General features: G+C 71.0%; 20 protein-coding genes. 9 read left to right on the top strand and 11 right to left on the bottom strand.

Annotated elements, in window-relative coordinates:
- Positions 1-73 precede the first annotated feature (73 nt).
- Positions 74-1,984: an anthranilate synthase family protein gene (locus ACFSDF_RS03235; protein ID WP_167006820.1), complete on the top strand. Its 1,911-nt coding sequence runs from the start codon at positions 74-76 to the stop codon at positions 1,982-1,984.
- A gap of 87 nt (positions 1,985-2,071) precedes the next feature.
- Here the strand turns inward: ACFSDF_RS03235 and ACFSDF_RS03240 are convergent, their stop codons facing one another.
- The 8 genes from ACFSDF_RS03240 to ACFSDF_RS03275 form a co-directional block, all read right to left on the bottom strand.
- Complete coding sequence (locus ACFSDF_RS03240) at positions 2,072-3,409, bottom strand: S1C family serine protease (protein WP_167006817.1); 1,338 nt, start codon at positions 3,407-3,409, stop codon at positions 2,072-2,074.
- 64 nt (positions 3,410-3,473) lie between these two features.
- Complete coding sequence (locus tag ACFSDF_RS03245) at positions 3,474-4,883, bottom strand: sensor histidine kinase (RefSeq protein WP_167006814.1); 1,410 nt, start codon at positions 4,881-4,883, stop codon at positions 3,474-3,476.
- A gap of 16 nt (positions 4,884-4,899) precedes the next feature.
- Positions 4,900-5,595 carry a response regulator transcription factor gene (locus ACFSDF_RS03250; RefSeq protein WP_167006811.1) on the bottom strand — a complete coding sequence of 232 codons (696 nt, stop codon included), beginning with the start codon at positions 5,593-5,595 and terminating at the stop codon, positions 4,900-4,902.
- 52 nt (positions 5,596-5,647) lie between these two features.
- Positions 5,648-6,532: a fructosamine kinase family protein gene (locus ACFSDF_RS03255; RefSeq protein ID WP_377156159.1), complete on the bottom strand. Its 885-nt coding sequence runs from the start codon at positions 6,530-6,532 to the stop codon at positions 5,648-5,650.
- Between the two features lie 38 nt (positions 6,533-6,570).
- Positions 6,571-7,092 carry a low molecular weight protein-tyrosine-phosphatase gene (locus ACFSDF_RS03260; RefSeq protein WP_167006805.1) on the bottom strand — a complete coding sequence of 174 codons (522 nt, stop codon included), beginning with the start codon at positions 7,090-7,092 and terminating at the stop codon, positions 6,571-6,573.
- A gap of 25 nt (positions 7,093-7,117) precedes the next feature.
- Positions 7,118-7,501 (bottom strand): phage holin family protein, encoded by a 384-nt coding sequence (locus ACFSDF_RS03265; RefSeq protein ID WP_167006802.1) that lies wholly within the window; start codon positions 7,499-7,501, stop codon positions 7,118-7,120.
- A 41-nt stretch (positions 7,502-7,542) separates the two neighbouring features.
- Positions 7,543-8,496 (bottom strand): EamA family transporter, encoded by a 954-nt coding sequence (locus tag ACFSDF_RS03270; RefSeq protein ID WP_167006799.1) that lies wholly within the window; start codon positions 8,494-8,496, stop codon positions 7,543-7,545.
- Between the two features lie 42 nt (positions 8,497-8,538).
- Positions 8,539-9,036, bottom strand: coding sequence for a hypothetical protein (locus ACFSDF_RS03275; protein ID WP_167006796.1), 498 nt, complete (start codon positions 9,034-9,036; stop codon positions 8,539-8,541).
- Positions 9,037-9,099: 63 nt separating this feature from the next.
- Here ACFSDF_RS03275 and hisC point away from each other — a divergent pair, with 63 nt between their 5' ends.
- Positions 9,100-10,164 carry a histidinol-phosphate transaminase gene (gene hisC / locus ACFSDF_RS03280; protein ID WP_167006793.1) on the top strand — a complete coding sequence of 355 codons (1,065 nt, stop codon included), beginning with the start codon at positions 9,100-9,102 and terminating at the stop codon, positions 10,162-10,164.
- Between the two features lie 9 nt (positions 10,165-10,173).
- Here hisC and ACFSDF_RS03285 read toward each other — a convergent pair whose 3' ends face one another.
- The gene (locus tag ACFSDF_RS03285; protein WP_167006790.1) at positions 10,174-11,493 is read right to left on the bottom strand and encodes an ATP-dependent 6-phosphofructokinase; all 1,320 of its coding nucleotides are present in this window, start codon (positions 11,491-11,493) and stop codon (positions 10,174-10,176) included.
- Positions 11,494-11,681: 188 nt separating this feature from the next.
- On the opposite strand from ACFSDF_RS03285, the gene ACFSDF_RS03290 reads away from it, so the two are divergent.
- Positions 11,682-12,302, top strand: a complete 621-nt coding sequence (locus tag ACFSDF_RS03290) for a LysE family translocator (RefSeq protein WP_167006788.1) — start codon at positions 11,682-11,684, stop codon at positions 12,300-12,302.
- A gap of 25 nt (positions 12,303-12,327) precedes the next feature.
- Here ACFSDF_RS03290 and ligD read toward each other — a convergent pair whose 3' ends face one another.
- The gene (gene ligD, locus ACFSDF_RS03295; RefSeq protein ID WP_167006785.1) at positions 12,328-13,317 is read right to left on the bottom strand and encodes a non-homologous end-joining DNA ligase; all 990 of its coding nucleotides are present in this window, start codon (positions 13,315-13,317) and stop codon (positions 12,328-12,330) included.
- A gap of 109 nt (positions 13,318-13,426) precedes the next feature.
- Between ligD and ACFSDF_RS03300 the strand changes: the two genes are divergently transcribed.
- The 6 genes from ACFSDF_RS03300 to ACFSDF_RS03325 all read left to right on the top strand — a co-directional run bounded on the left by ACFSDF_RS03300 (position 13,427) and on the right by ACFSDF_RS03325 (position 20,206).
- Positions 13,427-14,347 carry an alpha/beta hydrolase family protein gene (locus ACFSDF_RS03300; protein ID WP_167006782.1) on the top strand — a complete coding sequence of 307 codons (921 nt, stop codon included), beginning with the start codon at positions 13,427-13,429 and terminating at the stop codon, positions 14,345-14,347.
- A 158-nt stretch (positions 14,348-14,505) separates the two neighbouring features.
- On the top strand, positions 14,506-15,615 hold the full coding sequence (gene pdhA, locus ACFSDF_RS03305) for a pyruvate dehydrogenase (acetyl-transferring) E1 component subunit alpha (protein WP_167006780.1): 1,110 nt from the start codon (positions 14,506-14,508) through the stop codon (positions 15,613-15,615).
- Positions 15,612-16,598: an alpha-ketoacid dehydrogenase subunit beta gene (locus ACFSDF_RS03310; protein ID WP_167251256.1), complete on the top strand. Its 987-nt coding sequence runs from the start codon at positions 15,612-15,614 to the stop codon at positions 16,596-16,598. Before pdhA ends, ACFSDF_RS03310 begins: the two co-directional genes overlap by 4 nt.
- Positions 16,599-16,603: 5 nt before the next feature.
- Positions 16,604-17,962 carry a dihydrolipoamide acetyltransferase family protein gene (locus ACFSDF_RS03315; RefSeq protein ID WP_377156165.1) on the top strand — a complete coding sequence of 453 codons (1,359 nt, stop codon included), beginning with the start codon at positions 16,604-16,606 and terminating at the stop codon, positions 17,960-17,962.
- A gap of 147 nt (positions 17,963-18,109) precedes the next feature.
- Positions 18,110-19,594, top strand: a complete 1,485-nt coding sequence (locus tag ACFSDF_RS03320; protein WP_167006772.1) for a helix-turn-helix domain-containing protein — start codon at positions 18,110-18,112, stop codon at positions 19,592-19,594.
- 51 nt (positions 19,595-19,645) lie between these two features.
- Positions 19,646-20,206 carry a PadR family transcriptional regulator gene (locus tag ACFSDF_RS03325; RefSeq protein WP_167006769.1) on the top strand — a complete coding sequence of 187 codons (561 nt, stop codon included), beginning with the start codon at positions 19,646-19,648 and terminating at the stop codon, positions 20,204-20,206.
- A 27-nt stretch (positions 20,207-20,233) separates the two neighbouring features.
- On the opposite strand, the gene ACFSDF_RS03330 is transcribed toward ACFSDF_RS03325, so the two are convergent.
- Positions 20,234-21,406 carry a CaiB/BaiF CoA transferase family protein gene (locus ACFSDF_RS03330; RefSeq protein WP_167006766.1) on the bottom strand — a complete coding sequence of 391 codons (1,173 nt, stop codon included), beginning with the start codon at positions 21,404-21,406 and terminating at the stop codon, positions 20,234-20,236.
- Positions 21,407-21,474: the final 68 nt, after the last annotated feature.

A 21,474-nucleotide genomic window follows, 5' to 3' on the forward strand; every position in this document is an offset into this window, starting at 1 on the left:
GTGCTTCATCCCCCAGACCCGCCTCTCGGCCGCGTCTGGGCAACCCGTCGGCCGACGAATCAAAGGACCGACGATGCCACCTCATGACGGCGCAGATCTCGATGTCTCCGCAGCGCTCGCGCACCTCGTCACGCTCCCGTCGTACGCGATCATCCGCGTGCGCGACTCCGACCGCGTGATCCTGCTCGGCGGAGCCCGTACGGACGTCGACTCGCTCATGGACGTGCCCGTCCCCGATCCGGTGCCCGGGCTGCCCGCCCAGTACGACAACCTCGTGCTCGTCCCGTTCCGCCAGGTCCGCGAACGCGGCTTCGAGGCGCACGACGACGGCACCCCGCTCTCGGTGATCGCCGCCGAGACGTCCCTGGAGGTCGCCCTGGACGACCTGCTCGCCGCTCTCCCCGACGGTGAGGTCGCGCTCGCCGACAGGGGCGGGTTCGAGACGGACGACGCGACGTACGCCGGCATGGTCCGCGAGGTGATCGACTCCGAGATCGGGCAGGGCGAGGGCGCGAACCTCGTGATCGGCCGGCACTACCGGGCGCGTCTCGCCGAGTGGGGGCCGACCGGCGCGCTGACGGTGCTGCGGCGCCTGCTCGAGCGCGAGCGCGGGGCGCACTGGACGTTCGTGATCTTCACCGGCGAGCGCTACCTGATCGGCGCGAGCCCTGAGCGGCACGTGAGCATCGACGCGGGCCAGGTCCGGATGAACCCGATCTCGGGCACGTTCCGGCTGCGCGGGCTCGAGACGCAGGCCGACCGCAAGCGCGAGCTGCTGCGCTTCCTCGACGACGAGAAGGAGATCTACGAGCTCTTCATGGTCGTCGACGAGGAGCTCAAGATGATGTGCGACATCTGCAGCGAGGGTGGCATGGTCCTCGGTCCGTACCTCAAGCCGATGACGCATCTCGTCCACACCGAGTACCTGCTCGCCGGTCGCACCCACCGCGACGTGCGCGAGGTGCTGCGCGACTCGATGTTCGCGGCGACGGTCACCGGCAGCCCGGTCGAGAACGCGTGCAAGCTCATCAAGAAGTACGAGGCCGAAGGGCGTGGCTACTACGCGGCGGCTGCGGCGCTGCTCGGGCGCGACGACGAGGGGCGCCCCACGGCGGACTCGCCGATCCTCATCCGGACCGCCGACGTCGACCTCGAGGGCAACCTCAAGGTCACGGCGGGGGCGACGCTCGTACGAGACTCCGACTCCGACTACGAGACCGCGGAGACGCACGCGAAAGCGGCCGGTGTCCTCAGCGCGTTCGGGCTCGTCGAGGCGGCGCCGCTGCCGTCCGAAGGGTTCGACGCGTTCGCGCACGACGACGACGTGCTGATCGCGCTCGGGTCGCGCAACCAGCGCCTCAGCCAGTTCTGGCTGTCCGACCAGTCGGGCGCGGCACCGACCGACCCGCTCGCCGGCAAGCGGGCAGTGATCCTCGACAACGAGGACGACTTCGTCAACATGCTCGGCCACGTCCTCGGCGTTCTGGGGATCACGACCGACGTGCTGCGGCACGAGGACTACGCGGGGCCGGAGGTGTTCGACGGCTACGATCTCGTCCTCGTCGGTCCCGGCCCCGGCGATCCACGCGAGCTCGACGACCCCAAGATCGCGACCGTACGACGCGCCGTCGACGACCTGCTCGCCGCCGGACGCCCGTTCCTCGCGGTGTGCCTCGGCCACCAGGTGCTGTGCGGCGCGCTCGGGCTCGACCTCGCGTACAAGGACATCGTCTTCCAGGGCACGCAGAGCGCGCTGCCCCTGCGTGGTCGTACGGAGACGGTCGGGTTCTACAACACGTTCGTCGCCCGGGTTCCTGGGTCGGGACTGCCCGAGGGCGTGAGCGTCGAGACCGACGCTGAGACGGGCGACGTGCACACCGTTGCCGGGCCGGGGTTCCGCGGGATCCAGTTCCACGCGGAGTCGATCCTCACCCAGCACGGCGATCGCATCATCCGCGACCTCGTCGCCGAGCTGCTCGTCTGACACCCCGGCCCCACGGGACGCAAAAAGGGGCCACGCGCACCGGGGGAAATGCGCGTGGCCCCTGCGTTCCTGGTGCGACCAGGAGTCTTAGGACCCCAACGAACCGCCGTCGGAGTCGAGGGTGACGTCGGCGGTGTGCTGCTCGCCGCCACGGGTGTAGGTCAGCTCGACCTTCTCGCCCGGCTGGTAGCCGCGGATCGTCGCCACGAGCGCGTCCGAGCTCGCGACCGGCTGGTCGCCCACACGGATGATCACGTCGCCGGTCTTGAGGCCGGCCTTGGCCGCGGCGCTGCCGTCGGTCACCGACTTCACCTCGGCGCCGATCGTCGTCATGCCGTCCGACTCGACGGCGTCGGCGACCGTCACGCCGATCCGGGAGTGAGCGACCGTGTCGCCCTTGACGAGCTGCGACGCGACGTTCTTGGCGAGGTCGATCGGGATCGCGAAGCCGAGGCCGATCGAGCCGGACTCGCTGCCCCCGCTGGTGCGGATCGCGGTGTTGATACCGATCACCGACCCGTTGAGGTCGACCAGCGGGCCACCGGAGTTGCCCGGGTTGATCGCGGCGTCGGTCTGGATCGCGGGGAACACGTTGCGCGACTCGTTGGTCTCGCCCGCGGTCACCGGCCGGTTGAGCGCCGACACGATGCCGGAGGTCACGGTGCTCTCCAAGCCGTACGGGGAGCCGATCGCGACGACGTCCTGGCCGACGCGCAGGTCGGCGGAGTTGCCGAGCGTCGCCGGGGTCAGGCCGCTCTTGCCCTCGGCCTTGACGACGGCGAGGTCGGTGACCGGGTCACGGCCGACGATCTGGGCGCGCGCGATCGAGCCGTCGCTGAAGGAGACGGTGATCTCGCCGCTGTCGGCGGCGGCCTCGACCACGTGGTTGTTGGTGAGGATCTCGCCGTCGGAGCTGATGATGATGCCCGTGCCGCTGCCGCTGCTGTCGCCACCGCGGACGTTCAGCTGGACGGTCGAGGGGAGCACCTTCTGGGCGACCTTCTCGATCTCGCCCTCGGAGAGCGAGGCGCTCGAGGTCGAGGTGTTGTCGAGCGAGGAGGTCGAGGGCGACGTGCCGGTGCTGTCGTCATTGAGCGCCTGGTATCCGGCCGCACCGCCGATGCCGCCGACGAGGCCGGCGACCAGGGCGCCTGCCACGACCGCCGCCGCGAAGCCGCCGCTGCGCTGCTTCTTGGGCGCGGGCTTGCCGGGCTCCTGCGGCGTGAAGCCGAAGGGGTACGCCTGGGTCTGCTCGCCCGGACGGTCGGTGGTGTCAGAGGCGGCGCCGTAACGGTGCGTGTACGGCGTGCTGCTCGGGTATCCCGTACTGGCGCCGCTGGCGGGCGCCGCGTACGGAGTGGTGGGCTGCGGCGCCTGCTGCGGGGCCGAACCCTGCGGGTCTGTAGGACGGGACTGATCGTTCATGTGCACCAGCATGCCGCGTACGACTAAGAGGCCGCTGAGACAGATCTGGGACGACCGGAAGAGGTTACTGGGGATCTGCTGAGAGTCCGCGACCCTCGGGCTCGCCCGGTCGGCCGGGAATCCGCAGCGTCATCAGCGCGCCGCCCGAGGACGCACGGCCCGCGCTGACCTGCCCGTGATGACGGTACGCGGCCTGGGCGACGATCGCGAGCCCGAGGCCCGAACCGGGGAGCCGTCGGGCGTCGCGCGAGCGGTAGAACCGCTCGAACACGTGCGGCAGATCCTCGTCGTTGATCCCCGGGCCCGCGTCCTCGACGGTGAGAGTGCCGTCGCGCAGCCGTACGCGGACCTCCCCGAGCGGCGGGCTCCATTTCGCGGCGTTGTCGAGGAGGTTGGTGACGGCCCGCTCGAGCGTGCGAGACTCGCCGACCACGATCCACGGCTCGGTGTCGACCTCGAACGCGATGCCGGGGGCCCGACGCTGCACGCGTTCGACGGCGGTCGCGACGACCTCCGACAGATCGATCGGCTCGGGGTCGGGGGTCCCCTCGTCGCGGGCGAGCTCGACAAGGTCGCCGACCAGGGTGGCGAGCTCGTCGACCTGGGCACCAACATCGTTGATGAGCTCGAGGCGGGCCGGCTGCGGCATCCCACCGCGGATCTCGGCCTGACCGAGCAGCTCGATGTTGGTCTTGAGCGAGGTCAGTGGGGTACGCAGCTCGTGGCCGGCGTCGGCGACGAGCTGACGTTCGCGCTCACGGGAGGCGTCGAGGGCGACCATCATCTGGTTGTACGCCACCGTCAGGCGCCCGAGGTCGTCGGCGCCGTGGACGGCGATCGGGCGCAGCTCGCCGGTACGGGCGACGTGCTCGACGGCGGTGGTCAGGCGTCGTACGGGGCGCAGGCCACCGCTGGCGATCACCGAGCCGAGGAGCCCGGCGATCAGGACGCCGAAGATCCCCACCGCCCACAGGACGACGCCGAGCCGGTCGAGCGCGGCGTCCATGCTCTCCATCGACTGCGCGACCACGAGCGCGCGCCCCGAGCCTGCGTACACGGCGACGACCCGGTACGGAGTGCCGTCGATGTCGGCCGTGCGCAGAGAGTGGGTCCGCTTGCCCGAGGCGACCTCCTCCTCGTCTGGTCCTACGTAGTCGGCGAGCCGCGGGTCGGGTTCGCCGTACGTGATGACGGTCATCTTGACGTCGGTGGCGAGGAGGGCCGACTGGGGGATCCCGCGGATCTCCCACTCGGTGGCGATGCCGGCCTGCACGGCGGCCACGGCGCGGCGCTGGAGGTTCTCGTCGAGGCTGGAGGTGAACTCGGCCTTCACGCTGACGTAGACGATCATGCTCACGAACGCGAGCGTGATGCCCACCGCTGCGGTGGTGAGCAGGGAGATGCGGGTCGCGAGAGGGAGCCCCTCGGCCTTGTCGTGCAGCCAGCGCCGGGCCGAGGCGATATCACGCGCCATCAGCGGTGCTCCGCGATCACGGCGCGGTCTCGCGCAGGACGTACCCGACGCCGCGCACGGTGTGGAGCAGGCGCGGCTCGCCGTCGGCCTCGAGCTTGCGGCGCACGTACCCGACGTACACCTCCAGGGAGTTGGCCGTCGTCGGGAAGTCGAAGCCCCAGACCTCTTCGAGGATGAACGAGCGCTCCAGCACGCGCTTCGGGCGCTCCATGAACAGCTCGAGCAGCGCGAACTCCGTACGGGTCAGCGAGATGGAGCGCTCGCCGCGGGTGACCTCGCGGGTGGCGGTGTTCATCGTGAGGTCGGAGAACTCCAGTACGACCTCTTCGTCCTCGTCGGCCGACCTCGAGCGTGCGGCGCGGCGCAGCAGGGCGCGGACACGCGCGAGCAGCTCGGCGAGCGCGAACGGCTTGGTGAGGTAGTCGTCGGCTCCGGCGTCGAGACCGTCCACGCGCTCGTCGACGGCGTCTTTGGCGGTGAGGACCAGGATCGGCACGTCGTTGCCGGCCGCGCGCAGCGCCCGCGTCGCCTCGAGGCCGTCGAGCCGCGGCATCATCACATCCATGATGATCGCGTCGGGGTTGATCATCGGGACGCGCGCGAGCGCCTCGGCACCGTCGGAGGCGACGTCGACGGTGTAGCCGTTGAACTCCAGCGAGCGCCGGAGCGAGTCACGGACAGCCCGGTCGTCGTCGACCACGAGGATGCGCATGGTGCCAGCGTGCCAGGTCGGGCCCAGCACCACCGGTGAGTCGGTGGCGCGGTCAGGACGTCGCTGCGTCGGTTCCGGCGAGAAGCTGCTCCGCCGCGGCGCTCGCCCGTGCCCCGTAACCGCCACCGAACAGTGCGGCGTGCACGAGGAGCGGGTGGAGCTGGTGCAGCGGAACCCGTTCACGCCAGCCGTCGGCCAGCGGGGTCGCCTCGTCGTAGCTGTCCAGGATCCGCTGCAGGTGCTGGATGCCGAACAGGGCGAGCATCGCGAGGTCGGTCTCGCGGTGGCCTCCGTACGCGGCCGGGTCGATGAGGAACGCCCGATCCTCCGTCGACCACACGACGTTGCCCGACCACAGGTCTCCGTGGACGCGTGCCGGTGGCTCGGGCGGCCCTGCGAGGTCGTCGAGGCGACGGACGACCTCCTCGATCGGCGCCGCCTGCTCGGCGGTCATCGCTCCTCGCTCGACGGCGACCTTGAGGTAGGGCAGCACGCGGCGGGTCGCGTAGAACTCGGTCCACGTCGCTGCGGGCTTGTTGGGCAGCGGGGCCAGGCCGATGTAGCCGTCCCGCGGGAACCCGAACTCCTCGGCGCCCGCCGCGTGGGTCACGGCCAAGGCGCGCCCGAACGCCTCTGCGGCGTCGGCGGTCGCCTTGGCCGGCTCCACCCACGACACGATCAGGCAGTCCTCGGCGACGCCGAGCACTTCGGGCACCGGAGCGCCGCCGGCCTGGGCCAGCCAGCCGAGCGCCTCGGCCTCGGAGGTGTAGAAGTCGTGCGGCGCGTGCGGTCGTGTCTTGAGCACCGCACTGCGCCCGTCGGTGAGTCGGAGTCTGATCGCCGTGTTGGTGTCCCCGCCGGCTACGGGTGTGGTGGCGACGACCCCTGCTCCGAGCAGGGCCTCCGCCTTCGCTGCTATGCCCCCCATGCGCGCCATGTGCTGACGCTACACAGCGCGGCGTCCGCGCGCCGGGCTCAGTGCGGAAGCTGTTGCACCAGCTGAGGGGCGCTGGCGACGATCGCGTCCGCGGTGCGCTCGATGAGGCCGAGCACGTGCTCGAATCCCTCCGGCCCGCCGTACCAGGGGTCGGGGACCTCGTCGTCACCCGGTGTGGCCGCCGGGTCGTACGAACGGAACATCTGGATCTTGGCGCGGTCGCTCGCGTCGCGGGCGAGCGCGGCGACGTCGTCGAAGTTGGACTCGTCCATCGTGAGGATGAGGTCGTGGTCCTTGAACCACTCGCGCGTGATCTGCTGCGCGCGGTGCCGGGTGGGGTCGTAGCCGTGCTCGGCGAGGACGGCGGCGGCCCGCGGGTCCATCGGCTCGCCACGGTGCCATCCGCCCGTGCCTGCCGAGTCCACGCGGACCTTGTCGGACAGTCCGGCGTCGTCGAGCTTCTGCTCCAGCACCACGTCGGCCATCGGGGAGCGGCAGATGTTGCCCAGACAGACGACGGCGATGCGGAGCGGGTGGTCGGCGTCGCCGGGCGAGGTCATGCCCTCACGCTAGTCCGCATCCACGCTAGTCCGCATCAATGAACAGCCGCAGCGCCATGTTGACGAGGGAGATCACGATCGAGCCCCACAACGCGACCCAGAACCCGTCGACGTGGAACTCGACCAGCACCGGCAGCGCGTCGGTCACCCAGGCGGTGAACCTCAGCAGGAGCGCGTTGAGGACGAGCAGCAGGATGCCGAGCGTCAGCACGATGAACGGGATCGAGACGAGCTTGAGGAGGCGTCCGACCGTCAGGTTGATCGCCGTGAAGACGGCGGCGACGATGAGCAGCGCGCCGGCCTTCTCCCAGCCGTCCTGTCCCGCGTCTCCGATGCTGATGCCGCTGAAGATCCAGGCCGCCACGGCGATGGCGGCGGCGTTGCACAACCAAGTGAGGACGAGCTTCATGGGTCCATCCAAGCAGACGCCCGTACGGCGCCGGACCGGTGTCAGCCGGCCACCTCCGGGACGGGCGCGGGGCTCGACGGACGTGAGAGCTGGGCGACGGCGATGCCGGCGACGACGAGCAGTCCGCCCACGATCTGCACCCCGTCGAGCGACTCCCCGAACCATGCCCAGCCGAGCGCGGAGGCGCCCACCGGCTCGAGCGTCGCGACCACCGTCACGACCGTCGCGGGGAGGTACTGCAGCGCGCTGAGCTCCATGAAGAACGGCGCGAGAGTGCCGAGCACGATCACCCATCCGAGCACGAGCCACAGCGGGACCTCGTAGGCGTCGAGGGCGCCAAGCAGGTTGGCAGGAGCGCCGAGGCCTTCCACGGTCCAGACCGGGCTGATGACGTTCATCGCGAGCGCCGCGAACGTGAACGCCCACAGGACCACGCGGATCGGGTCGGCGTCGCGCACACCCTGCTCGCCGACGAGGAAGTAGACCGCGAAGCAGACCGCGGCGCCGAGGCCCGCGAGCATCCCGAGCCCGTCGAACGCCAGGCCCTCGGAGATCTGGGCCACGAGAGCGAGCCCGAGCAAGGTCATCGCGACGGCGACCCACATCGTGCGACGGACCGGCTGCTTCTGGACGAAGCGTGCCCACAGGACGACGAGGACGGGGGCGAGGTACTCGAGGAGCAGCGCCATGCCGACAGGGATGCGGTCGATCGCGATGTTGTAGGTCCACTGGACGCCGGCGACCCCGACGATGCCGAGGAGCAGCAGCATCGCGAGCTCGCGTCCGCGCGGCAGCCGCAGGGCTGACCGGTCCGTGAGGGCAGCGAACGCGAGGAAGAGGAGCGCCGAGCCCGTCGTCCTCAGGCTCGTGAGCAGTGCGGGGTCGACGCCGGCCCGCATCGCGACCCGGGACACCCCCGCGTTGACGATGAAGAGGGCGGCGCCGCCGACGACGAGGCCGTACCCGATCCGTGCCGACGACTCACCGCGTGCCACCTCGGGATGCTCTCACGCAATGGCGGGCGACAGGGCTCCGGGCTACGCCCGCGGGACCCATCGCGAGGTGCCGCCGGGCCCCGCCGTCGCGACGAAGGGCGGCGACGGCTCCGTCCGGGTCTCGATGCCCGCCTTGCGCGCCGCCTTGGCGACGCGGTCGCGGAAGTCGAGCCACGCGGCCCCGTCGGGAGTGCCTCCGTCGTCAGGAGCGCTGAGCGGTGCAAGGGTGACGGAGCCGGAGTCCGTACGGACGACGCCTGCGGACGCGTCGTACCGGTCGAACCCGGTCACGAGCGCCCAGCGGCCGGCAGCGAGGGGCTTGGACACGGCGGCCCGCGCCACCTTGGCGACGATCTCGCCCGCGGTCTCGGGATCGGTCTCGAGCACCAGCCGGGTCGCCAGCCAGTCCTCGGACCCGCCGCCCCGCGGCTTCTCTCCCCGCTCGGCCCGCCGCCGCATCGCCGCGCGCCGCCGCCGCTGGTCCAGCACGAGCAGCACCACGAAGACGGCGACTCCGGCGAGGAAGGTCGAGGAGGGCACGCCGGGAGGCTAGCAGCCGTCGACATCTCGACCATCGGACGGCGGCGGGCCTAGGGTGCGGGCATGGGCGAACCCCGCATCAGAGCGGCGCTCGACGGCGTACCCGACTACCGTCCGGGGCGACCACCGAGCGCGGCCGACGACCGAGTGCCGTACAAGCTGTCCAGCAACGAGAACCCGTACCCGCCGCTGCCGAGCGTGCTCGAGGCCGTCCAGGAGGCGTGCGGGCACCTGAACCGCTACCCCGACATGGGCGCGATCGACCTGTACGCCGCGCTGTCGCGCCATCACCAGGTCCCGGTGCCCGATCTGGCGGCGGCGACCGGCTCCGTCGCTGTCCTCTACCACCTGCTCCAGGCGACCTGCGAGAGCGGCGACGAGGTCGTGTACGCCTGGCGGTCGTTCGAGGCGTACCCGATCGCGGTCCGTCTGGTCGGCGCGACCCCGGTCGAGGTGCCGCTGACCCCGACCGCGGAGCACGACCTCGATGCGATGCTCGGCGCGCTGAGCGACCGTACGCGCGTGGTGATCGTGTGCACCCCCAACAACCCCACCGGACCCGGCGTCGGTGGCGACGCGCTCGCCGCGTTCGTCGCGCGCGTGCCCGAGGACGTGCTCGTCGTGGTCGACGAGGCCTACGCGGAGTTCGCCTCGACCCCGACCCGGGCGCTCGAGCTGACGCGCGCGCGCGACAACGTCGTCGTGCTGCGGACCTTCTCGAAGGCGTACGGCCTGGCGGGCCTGCGCGTCGGGTACGCCGTCGCACCGGCCCGGATCGCGTCGGCCGTGCGCAAGGTCGCGCTGCCGTTCGGGGTGTCGGACGTGGCGCAGGCGGCGGCGGTCGCCTCGCTGGACGCCGAGAAAGAGCTCTTGGCCCGCGTCGACGCGTTGGTCGCCGAGCGTGACCGGACCGTCATGGCCGTACGCGACCTCGGCTGGGCCGTCCCGGACACGCAGGCCAACTTCTTCTGGCTGCCGACGGGGGAGCGGACGCTGGAGGTGGCGGAGGTGTTCGCCCACGACGGGCTGGCCGTACGGCCGTTCGCCGGGGACGGCATCCGGATCACCATCGGCGAGCCGGACGCCAACGACCGCGTGATCGAGGTGCTGCGGCGGCTCGCAGGCTAGAGCGGGGCCTCAGCGCATGTCGAGCGGCTGCGACGTCGACTCGAGCACCGAGAGCCACAGGTCGCCCTCGGGCGAGACCGAGTGGCGGCGCTCGATGACCAGCGGGATCGGCACGTGGACGAACCGGTGGCGACGTCGGCCGACCACCATGTCGGTACGGCCGGCCATCACGGCATGGACGGCGACCTGCGCGAGGCGCGCGCAGTAGACCGAGTCGGAGGCGTCGGCGGGGATGGCGCGGATGCCGTAGCCGGGGTCGAGGAACTTCAGCGTCAGTGCCTCGCCGCGGTTGCGGAAGTCCTTCTCGATGGCCTCGCGCACGATCGTCGCGATGTCGCCGAGACGGCTGTTGCCCGAGGCGTCGGACTTGCCGGTGGCGAGCGTGTGCTCCTGCCCGGCGCCCTCGGCGAGGACGATCACGGCGCTGCCGTGCTGGCGGATCCGGCGCTCGAGCGAGCGCAGCAGGCCGTTCTCGCCCTCGAGGCTGAACGGGACCTCGGGGATCAGCACGAAGTCGGCGTCATGGTTCGCGAGGGCGGCGTAGCAGGCGATGAAGCCCGCGTGCCGGCCCATCACCTTGACGAGACCGACGCCGTTGTACGCCGACTCGGCCTCGATGTGGGCGGCCGCGATCGCCTTCGACGCCTCCGCGAACGCGGTGGCGAAACCGAAGCTCTGGCCGATGTGGGGGATGTCGTTGTCGATCGTCTTCGGGATCCCGACCACGCCGATCGCGAGCGCGCGCCGGGTGATCTCCTCGACGATGCCGTGCGCGCCGTGCATGGAACCGTCGCCGCCGATGACGATGAGCGCGTTGATCTCGAGCTCGACGAGACGGTCGACGATCACCGCCGCGTCCTGGGCTCCGCGCGAGGTGCCGAGGATCGTGCCGCCGCGCTCGTTGATCGAGCCGACGAGGCCGGGCGTGAGGGGGATCGGCTCGAACCCGAGCTCCTTGTCGAAGCCGGCGTAGCCGTTGCGGAAGCCGGTCACCTGGGTCACGCCGTAGTGCGTGTAGAGCTCCAGCGTGACTGCGCGGATCACGTCGTTGAGGCCGGGGCACAGGCCGCCGCAGGTCACGACCCCGACGTGGGTCGTCGCGGGGTCGTGGAAGATCGCGGGGCGCGGGCCTCCCGGCTCGAAGGACGGCCAGCGTTCGACGGGCTCGCCGCGCTGCTCCAGGAGGGAGATCGTGTCGTCGTACAGGACGCGGTCGCCCTCGGAGACGTAGTACTCGTTGGTCTTGCGCCCGGCGACGTAGCTGCTGAGCGGTGACTCGTACGTGCATGGGCCGAGGGAGGAGACCTGGAGGTCGGCGAGGGAAGGCACAGGACGAGCGTAGGCGGGCAGGTGGGCTGGTCGCCTCCCACAGGTGTGGCATCGGGGTAGCAAACTGGAGTCCGTTCGGTGACGCGGGGTGCAGAATGCCGACTGATTCGCTCATCTCGATCGCAGGTTGCTATGCTCTGGACTGTCTTGTTTTTCAGGTTGCCTATTTTGTTGTTTCTCAGGAAAAAATGGATCCCTCGCTTCTCCTCGGCTTCGCGGGCCTGTGCGTGCTCCTCGCGCTGACGCCCGGTCCCGACACGTTCCTGGTGCTGCGCTTCAGCCTCGGCGGCACCCGTACAGGGCTGGCGGCCGCGCTCGGCTCGGCGACCGGCTCCCTGCTCTGGGCGCTCGCCGTCGCCGCAGGTCTCGCGACGCTGCTCGAGCAGTCGGCCGGGGCGTACCGGGTCGTCAAGATCGCGGGCGGGCTGTATCTGCTGTGGCTCGGTCTGCGGGCGCTGCTGCGCCGTGGGCAGGGGCTCGGCGACGTCGAGGGCGCGTACGGGGTCAAGGCCGGCGCCGCGATGCGGGCGGGGTTGATCTCGAACGTCCTCAACCCGAAGGTCGGCCTGTTCTTCGTCGCGGTCGTGCCGCAGTTCCTGCCCGGCCACGAGGCCTCGCTCGGTGCGACGCTGGTGCTCGGCACGATCTTCGCTGCGGTCGGGTTCGTCTACTTCGCCGCGATCGCGACCGTCGCGGGGCGGGCGCTGACGTGGCTGCGGCGCCCGCGGGTGCAGCGCGCGATCGACCGCGGCACGGCCGGCATCATTACCACGCTCGGGGTGTCCACCCTGGTCTCCGCCACGCGCTGACGGCGCCGCCGGTCGAAGGTCTCGGTCACGGACCGATCGGGCGGGGCTCCTCGCGGACGACCTCGCGCGGGTCCTTGTCGTCGCGCAGCCCCTGATAGCGGGGGTGACGCAGTCGGCCCGCGCCCGTCCACTCGCTGAAGCCGATCTCGACGACGAGCCGCGGCTCCACCCAGTGGGTCTGCGAGGGGCTCGAACGGCTGGCCTTGCGGATCTCGGCGGCCGACTCTGCGAACGGGTTCGTGTCGGTGGCCAGCGGCACCAGCAACGAGCCGAGCTGGGCGAGCGTGCGCTCGTCGAAGCCGGTGCCGACCTTGCCGGCGTACCGCAGCGCGTCGCCGTCGTAGTAGCCGAGCAGCAGGGCTCCGAGGCCCGACCGCGATCCCTGCGGGTCGGTCCAGCCGCCGACCACGAGCTCCTGGCCCCGTACGACCTTGAACTTGAGCCAGTCCGCCGAGCGCCGTCCGGGCTGGTACGACGACGCGGCGCGCTTGGCCATCACGCCCTCCCATCCGGCCTCCTCGGCGTGGTGGAACAGCGCGAGCCCGTGCTCATCCTCGTGCTCGCTGAGCAGGATCGTGTCCGAGAACGAGAAGGCGTCGCGCAGGGCGTCCTTGCGGGCGGTCAGCGGGAGCGGGCACAGGTCGTGGCCGTCGAAACGTGGCAGGTCGAAGGCCCAGTATGCGAGCGTGACGCCCGCGTTCGCGATCGTGCGGGGATCGGTGACGTGCATCCGCTTCTGGAGGTCCTCGAAGCTCGTCTGGTCGCCCCGCATCGCGCACAGCTCACCGTCGACGACCCAGTCCTTCGCGCCGTCCAGTGTTCGCAGGGCCTCGACGATCTCGGGATAGCTCGCGCTCACGTCGAGCCGGTTGCGCGTCCACAGCCGTACGTCGGTGCCGTCGCGGACCGCCATCAGGCGCTCGCCGTCGAGCTTGCGCTCGAACACCCAGGCGGGGTCGTCGAAGCGCCGCGACGACAGGGTCGCGAGCATCGGCGCGATCCACGCGGACGGCATGAGATGACCGTACGCCGGACTGTTCGGCCATACCTCTTGACCGACGTCGGTCGGGCGCGGAAGGGTACGCGACACCGATGGAACGCCGTTCCAACATATGGAGGGTCACATGCGCCTTGCCCGTCCCGCCCGCCTCGCCGCTGCCGCCGCACTTGCCGGTAGCGTCCTGGCCGTCTCCCCGGCCCCAGCCTCTGCGGAGCCCACCGTCGCGCACTACTCGAGCCAGGTGGTGAACGACGGCGCCGACGTCTACTACCCGTCCGACGCGCAGGGTGAGCTGCCGGTCGCGCTGCTCATGCAGGGGGCTCAGGTCCACCGCATGCACTACGCGGCGTACGCACGTGCCGTCGCCTCGTACGGCTTCGTGGTCGTCGTCCCGAACCACAAGCGCCTCGTCTTCTTCGACCAGGACTACTACCCGTCCCAGAAGATGCCCGCGGAGGCGATCGGCTGGATGGACGACGAGAACGCGAACTCTTCCTCGCCGCTCGCTGGCAAGATCGACACCGACACGCTCGTGCTGCTCGGTCACTCCTTCGGGGGCGCCGCTGCGCTCGGTGTCGCTGAGGAGAGCTGTGGCATCCCGTTCTGCACCACGCTCGGCTACTCGCTGCCCAGCGAGGTGAAGGCGGCGTCGCTGTTCGGCACCAACAACAAGTCCCCGCTGTTCGGCAACTCCGCGAGCATGGACAACCAGATCCCGGTCCAGCTCGTCCAGGGCACGGTCGACGGCGTCGCGCTTCCGGCCGACGCGGAGACCTCGTACACGAAGCTCGAGAACGGACCGAAGCAGATCGTCCGCGTCGCCGGTGCCAACCACTACGGCATCACCAATGCGCAGAACCCTGCCGGCGCCGATCCCGATGCGAGCGCTCAGCCGATCTCGCAAGCGGCGAGCATCGCGACGTCTGCCCGCTGGGCGGCGCTGTTCCTCAAGGCGCAGCTCGGTGACGCGGCGGCTGCCGACTACGTGTTCTCCACCGGCGACGCCGCCGACAATGGGGTGACGGTGACCAGCCAGACCTCCTGATGACGGGGCCGTGCGGCGCTCCCCAGTGCTAGCCTGACTGCACGGTGTGAGCATGCTCACACCGGTGGGGTGCGCGCCAAACACCAACAGGTAGGCGCCCCACGACTCACATCCGCCGGCCGCGGTGACCCCGGGCCGCCGAACGCGAGGAGTGCCGCATGGCCGACCCCGTCGACCCTCCGCTCGTCCAGCTGCTCACCCCTGAGGGCGAGCGGGTCGAGCACCCCGACTACCAGTACGACGGCGATGACGAGGTCGTCGCGGGCCTCTACCGCGACCTGGTGCTCACCCGCCGCATCGACACCGAGGCCACAGCGCTCCAGCGCCACGGAGAGCTCGGCATCTGGGCGTCACTCCTCGGCCAAGAGGCTGCGCAGATCGGTTCGGGTCGTGCACTGGCAGCCCAGGACTACGCCTTCCCGACATACCGAGAGCACGGTGTCGCCTGGTGCCGCGGCGTTGACCCGATCGCGCTGCTGCGGCTCTTCCGCGGCACCGACCAGGGGACGTGGGACCCCGACGAGCACAACTTCGGCCTCTACGCGATCGTCATCGGCGCGCAGACGCTCCACGCGACCGGCTACGCGATGGGTCTGCAGCGCGACGGCGCGGTCGGGACCGGTGAGGACGGGCGGGACGCGGCGGTGATCGCGTACTTCGGCGACGGTGCGACCAGCCAGGGCGACGTCAACGAAGCGTTCGTGTACGCGGCCGTGACCAACGCGCCGGTCGTCTTCTTCTGCCAGAACAACCAGTGGGCCATCTCCGAGCCGACGGCGCGCCAGACGCGGGTGCCGATCTACCAGCGCGCGGCGGGCTTCGGCTTCCCCGGTGTGCGGGTCGACGGCAACGACGTCCTCGCCGTGCACGCGGTCACGACCGAGGCGCTGCAACGAGCCCGCGAGGGGAGCGGGCCGAGCCTGATCGAGGCCTTCACCTATCGCATGGGGGCGCACACCACGACCGACGACCCGACCCGCTACCGCCACTCCGACGAGGTCGAGCGCTGGAAGCTGCGTGATCCGCTCGAGCGCGTACGGGCGTACCTGCGGCGGGTCCACGCCGTCGACGAGCAGTTCTTCACCGACGTCGAGGCCGAGGCGGAGGCCCTGGGCGAGAGGCTGCGCGCGGAGGTGCGGGCGCTCCCGGACCCGGATCCGACGACGCTCTTCGACCAGGTCTTCGTAGAGCAGACCTCGGAGATCGCCGCCGAGCAGGAGGAGTTCCGGTCCTGGTCGGCGAGCCTGGAGGAGGAGGTCGCGCGATGAGCCGCACGGTGACGATGACGATGGCCAAGGCGCTCAACGCCGGTCTGCGCGCGGCGATGGACCGCGACTCCAAGGTCGTGCTGATGGGGGAGGACATCGGCAAGCTCGGCGGCGTCTTCCGCATCACCGACGGCCTCCAGAAGGACTTCGGCGAGGATCGCGTGATCGACACGCCTCTGGCGGAGTCGGGGATCCTCGGTACGGCCGTCGGCCTCGCCCTGCGCGGATACCGGCCGGTGGTCGAGATCCAGTTCGACGGCTTCGTCTATCCCGCGTACGACCAGATCGTCAGCCAGGTCGCGAAGTACCGCTACCGCTCCGGCGGTCGCGTCTCGATGCCGCTGGTCGTCCGCATCCCGTTCGGTGGCGGGATCGGGGCGGTCGAGCACCACTCCGAGAGCCCCGAGGCGCAGTTTGCGCACACGCCCGGCCTCAAGGTCGTCGCGTGCTCCAACCCGCGCGACGCGTACGCGATGATCCAGCAGGCCGTCGCCTCGCCGGACCCGGTGATCTTCCTGGAGCCCAAGCGGCTCTACCACTCGACGAAGGCCGAGATCGACCTCGACGCGACACCGCCGCCGCTGTTCAGCTCACGCGTCGTCCGGGCCGGGAGCACGGCGACGGTCCTCGCGTACGGGCCGTCGGTGTCCGTCGCGATGGGTGCTGCGGAGGCGGGGATCGCCGACGGGCTCGACCTCGAGGTCATCGACCTGCGGACGCTCTCGCCGCTCGACATGGGGCCGGTGTACGAGTCCGTGCGCAAGACCGGACGCGTGGTCGTCGTCCACGAGGCGTACCGCAACCTCGGGATGGGTGCCGAGCTCGCGGCCCGCATCAGCGAGGAGTGCTTCTACTCCCTCGAGGCGCCAGTGCTGCGCGTCGGCGCGTACGACATCCCGTACCCGCCGAGCCGCGTCGAGGAGTCCTACCTGCCGGACCTCGACCAGGTCCTCGACGCCGTCGACCGAAGCCTGGCGTGGTGAGGCCCGTGACGACCCACGAGTACAACCTGCCCGACCCCGGCGAGGGACTGACCGAGGCCGAGATGCTCTCCTGGCACGTCGCCGTCGGCGACACCGTCAAGGTCAACGACATCGTCTGCGAGATCGAGACCGCGAAGTCGGTCGTCGAGCTCCCGACCCCGTACGCCGGCACGGTCACCGCCCTGCTCGTCCCTGCGGGGGAGACCGTCGCGGTCGGGACCCCGATCCTCGCGGTTGCCGATGACGCGGACGTTCCGTCGGTCGAGCCTGTCGAGACCCCGTCGGTCGAGACTCCGTCGGTCGAGCCTGTCGAGACCCCGTCGGTCGAGCTTGTCGAGACCCCGTCGGCCGAGGAGCCCACGCCCGTGGCGACGCTGGTCGGGTACGGCCCGCGCGAGCGGCAGTCCGTACGGCGCCGCCGCCGTCCGGCCGTCGAGGAGCGAGGCGCGTATCGAGGGCGCGACCTCCCGCTCCGGACGCTCGCCAAGCCGCCCGTCCGCAAGCTCGCGAAGGACCTCGGCATCGACCTCCGCGAGGTGCCGCCCGGCGAGGGCGGGATCGTGCGGCGAACGGATCTCGAGGCGTACGCGGAGGGAGCCGAGACGCCAGCGAGCGCCCCTCTCGCCCCCGCCCCTCTCTCACCCGCCGCTGCGCCACCGTCGGCCGAGCGCGAGACCCGCATTCCGGTCAAGGGTGTCCGCAAGGCCACCGCGGAGGCGATGGTGGCCTCGGCGTTCACCGCTCCGCACGTCACCGAGTGGCTCACGGCCGACGTCACCCGGTCGATGGAGCTCGTCGACCGGATGCGCCTCGACCCCGACCTCGCAGAGGCCAAGGTCTCGCCGCTCCTGCTCGTCATCCGTGCCGTGTGCCTCGCGCTTCGGCGTACGCCGGAGATGAACGCGACCTTCGACGGTGCCGCGCAGGAGATCGTTCTCAAGCACGACGTCCACCTCGGCATCGCCACGGCAACTTCGCGGGGGCTCCTCGTGCCGGTGGTCCGTGACGCGGACCGCCTGACGATGCCCGACCTCGCGGCCGCGATCGGCGACGTGGTCCGGACCGCCCGCGAGGGCAAGACGCAGCCCGAGGCGTTGACGGGCGGGACGTTCAGCATCACCAACGTCGGGGTCTTCGGCGTGGATGCGGGGACGCCGATCCTTGTCCCGGGCCAGACTGGGATCCTTGCTGTCGGGGCGATCAACCGCCGGCCCTGGATCGTCGACGACGAGATCGTGCCCCGGTGGGTGACGACGCTGGCGGTCTCGTTCGACCACCGCGTCGTCGACGGCGCGCAAGGATCGCGGTTCCTCGCCGACGTCGGCCGCCTGCTGGAGGACCCGGCGAGCGCCATGACGCTCTGACATCGCCCTATGGCGGGTCGATGACGGCGCGGACCTGACATACGGATGTCGTGAATGCGCCACTTCTGCCGTTTTCCTCTCCGCTCTGCCGTCCACTCGTTACCTTGCTTGAGGACAACCGGGGCCGGGGGGCGAAGGGGTGATCCGGTGACAGGTGAGTCACGTGACGTCAGCGCGTACGAACGCGTCGGCTGGCTGCTGCGCCAATGGCGGTTGATGTCTGCCGACACGAACCTCCGCAAGCTGCAGCCGTACGCCGAGGTGCTCGCGCGCCACGGCCACCGCGCAGACGCCTCTCGCATCTCGAGATGGGAGTCCGGCAGGCTTCGTGTCCCCGAGTCGGTCCTGCGGTCGTACGAGGAGATCCTCGGGCTGCCCCGGGCCGGCCTCGCGGCGCTGTGCGAAGGCGTGGCGCGCTCGTGGGGTGCACGGCCCCCGACCCGTACGACCGAGGTGTCCGACGAGATCCTGAGCGAGGCGTTCGCGACGGTGCAGGGCTCGGTCGTCGAGGGTGTCGACTGGTTCGAGTGGGCGGGCTGCGTCGCGGCACGCCACGCCGTCGACGACACCCTCGCCGCTGAGACGGGTCCGCTCGTGGCCCGGTTGGTCAGCGAGGCGTCGCGCGCCAACGGCCTCGCGCTCGTGACCCGCTACGAGGCGCTGCGGCGGTTGATCGAGTCGCCCACCCACCAGGGGCGGGTGATGCAGACGATCGGCGCCCAGGTGATCGACCCGACCGCGCAGGCGACGCTGATCCCCGTCATCCTGATCGCCGAGGTGCGGGCGGAGAAGGCCGTCAACACGCTCATCTCCCTGCTCGGTCAGCCGTCGGCGCAGCTGCAGCTCGGCGCGACGTGGGGGCTGCACCGCAAGCTCACCCGGCACGAGGTCACGCCGTCATCGATGGCTGCGCTCGAGGCACAGCTTGCACAGATCCTGTTCGACGGGTCTAACGAGAACGCCCTCGTCCGCATCGTGCCGTTGTTCGACGTCCTCCCTCCGCAGACCGCCGAGCGGCTGCGGAGGCTGCGTCCGCAGCTCTTCCCGACGCGTCCGCGCGGCGTGGCCGGCTCGGCGACGAGCCGCGCGACGATGCTCGCGACGGCGGTCCGCGGAGCGACCGCCCGCATCGAGTCCGTGACGGGACGCGAGGTCGACGCCGTCGGACGCGCGGTCATCGAGGACGCCTACAGCGCCACCAGCCACGACGTACGCCACCAGTCCGCGATGCTTCTCGCGCGCAGCCCGTACGCCCCGGTACTCGCCGAGGTGCTGATCGAGCAGACGCATCCCAACCGGTGCTTCGACGGAGCGCCGGGAGTGCTCCCGTACGTCGTGGGCAAGGCCGAGCGCGACGCGCTGATCACGCGGCTCGACGAGTCCGGAGCCGACCTGCGCCAAACCTTGGTGACGCTCGCGCACGTGCCCGGTGGGCCGGTCGCGGGAGTGGCGCCGCTGCTGGGCCACGCCGACCAAGGTGTCGCGCACGCGGCGCTGTTCGCCGCCGGGATGCAGCAGGACCCCGTCCTTGCGAGGTTGTCCCGAGATCGCCGCCGATCAGCCGAGATGCGCGCGGGTGCGCGGTGGTGGCTCGAGCACGGCGGCCGCGTCGACGACGCGCGGGTCACCTGACTGCTCGGTGCCCTCGGGGCGTACGGCAGCACGGCGGGCTAGGTTGGCGTCGTGTCGTTGAGGTTCGCGCTGCTCGCCGCTCTGCTCGAAGGCGACGCGTCCGGGTACGAGCTGAGCAAGGTGTTCGACGTGTCGTCGGCGCACTTCTGGTCGGCGACGCCGCAGCAGCTCTATCGCGAGCTCGATCGGCTCGAGAACGACGGTCTGGTGGACGTCGAGGTGGTGCCGCAGGAGCGGCGTCCGACCAAGAAGGTGCTCTCGCTCAACGAAACCGGCCTCGCGGCGCTGCGCGCGTACGCGTCGGCGCCGGCCCGTTCGCAGGCGATCCGCAGCGACCTCATGGTGAAGGTCCAGGCTGCGGATGTCGCCGATCTCGACGCGCTCCTCGCCGCGGTCGCGCAGCAGGCCGAGGAGTTCCGGGCCAAGCAGCACCTGTTCGAGGTCGTCCGCGAGCGGATGCTCGACGGTCGCGACTCGGAGACCTACCTCCGTGAGGCTGACCGGGTGGGGCCGTACCTGACCCTTGAGCGCGGCCTCGCCTTCGAGCGCGAGAACCTCGCCTGGACCGAGCGGGTGATCGCGGTGCTCACCGCGCGCCGCGACGCGGGCTGACGCTCGAGCGCGGACCACCGAAGCCGCTCAGCGAGCGGCGGACTCCTGCTCGTCGAGCCAGGCGTCGACCTCGGCGTTGTGCTGACCGAGCCGCGGCGGCGCGAGGTTCTTCTCGCGCGCACCCGCGTACGGGTTGTCGTCGAGCCGCAGGACGGGACCGGGGATCTCGATCGGCCCGAGGGTCTCGTGGTCGACCTCCACGAGAAGGCCCTGCGACAGGGTCTGGTCCCAGGCATAGACGTCGTCGAGCTGGCGCACCTTGCCCGCAGGGACGCCAGCCTCGGCGAGCCGCGCCAACCAGACCTCGGCGCCCTCGGAGGCGAACGCCGACTCGATCCGCGCCGTCAGCGCGTCGCGGTTGCGGACGCGCAGCGGGTTCGACGAGAACGCGGGGTCGTCGACGTCGACGCCGATGAGCGGAGCGAAGCGTCTCCACAGCCCCTCGGAGCCCACCGAGAGCTGTACGGGAGCGTCGGCGGTGCGGAAGAGCCCGTACGGGGAGATCGACGGGTGGTGGTTGCCGGCGGCGCGCGGGAGCTCACCGGCGACGGTCCAGCGGGTGCCTTGGAACGCGTGCACGCCGACCATGCCCGCGAGGAGGCTTGTCCGCACCACGCGGCCACGGCCCGTACGGTCGCGCTCGTGCAGCGCGGCCGCGATGCCGTACGCGGCGTTCATCCCGGCGAGGAGGTCGGCGATCGGGACGCCGACCTTCGTCGGGTGCTCGGCGTCGGGGCCGGTCATGCTCATCAGGCCGCCCTCGCCCTGCGCGATCTGGTCGTAGCCGGCACGTGTCGACTCCGGTCCGTCGTGCCCGAATCCGGTGATCTGGCAGATGACGAGCCGCGGGTTGAGCTCCTGCAGGTGCTCGTAACCGAACCCGAGCCGCTCGAGCACGCCCGGCCGGAAGTTCTCGAGGAGGACATCGGCCTGGAGGACGAGCCGCTCGAGCAGGCGCCGACCCTCCTCGCTCTTGAGGTCGGCGGTGACCGAGAGCTTGTTGCGGTTGCACGAGAGGTAGTAGGTCGCCTGCTCGTCGCCCTCGCTCCCCGTCACGAACGGAGGACCCCACTGGCGGGTGTCGTCGCCGCCGGGCGACTCGACCTTGATCACCGTCGCTCCCAGGTCGCCGAGCATCATCGCGGCGTGCGGGCCGGCGAGGGCACGGGTGAGATCGACGACGACGATGTCGGACAGCATCACGGCTCCTGGGTTCGGGTGCGGGGCCCGACCATCCTCACACCTGCGGCACACGGCCCCGTACGGCG

The sequence above is a fragment of the Mumia zhuanghuii genome (assembly GCF_042681565.1).
In the GTDB taxonomy this organism is placed as follows: domain Bacteria; phylum Actinomycetota; class Actinomycetes; order Propionibacteriales; family Nocardioidaceae; genus Mumia.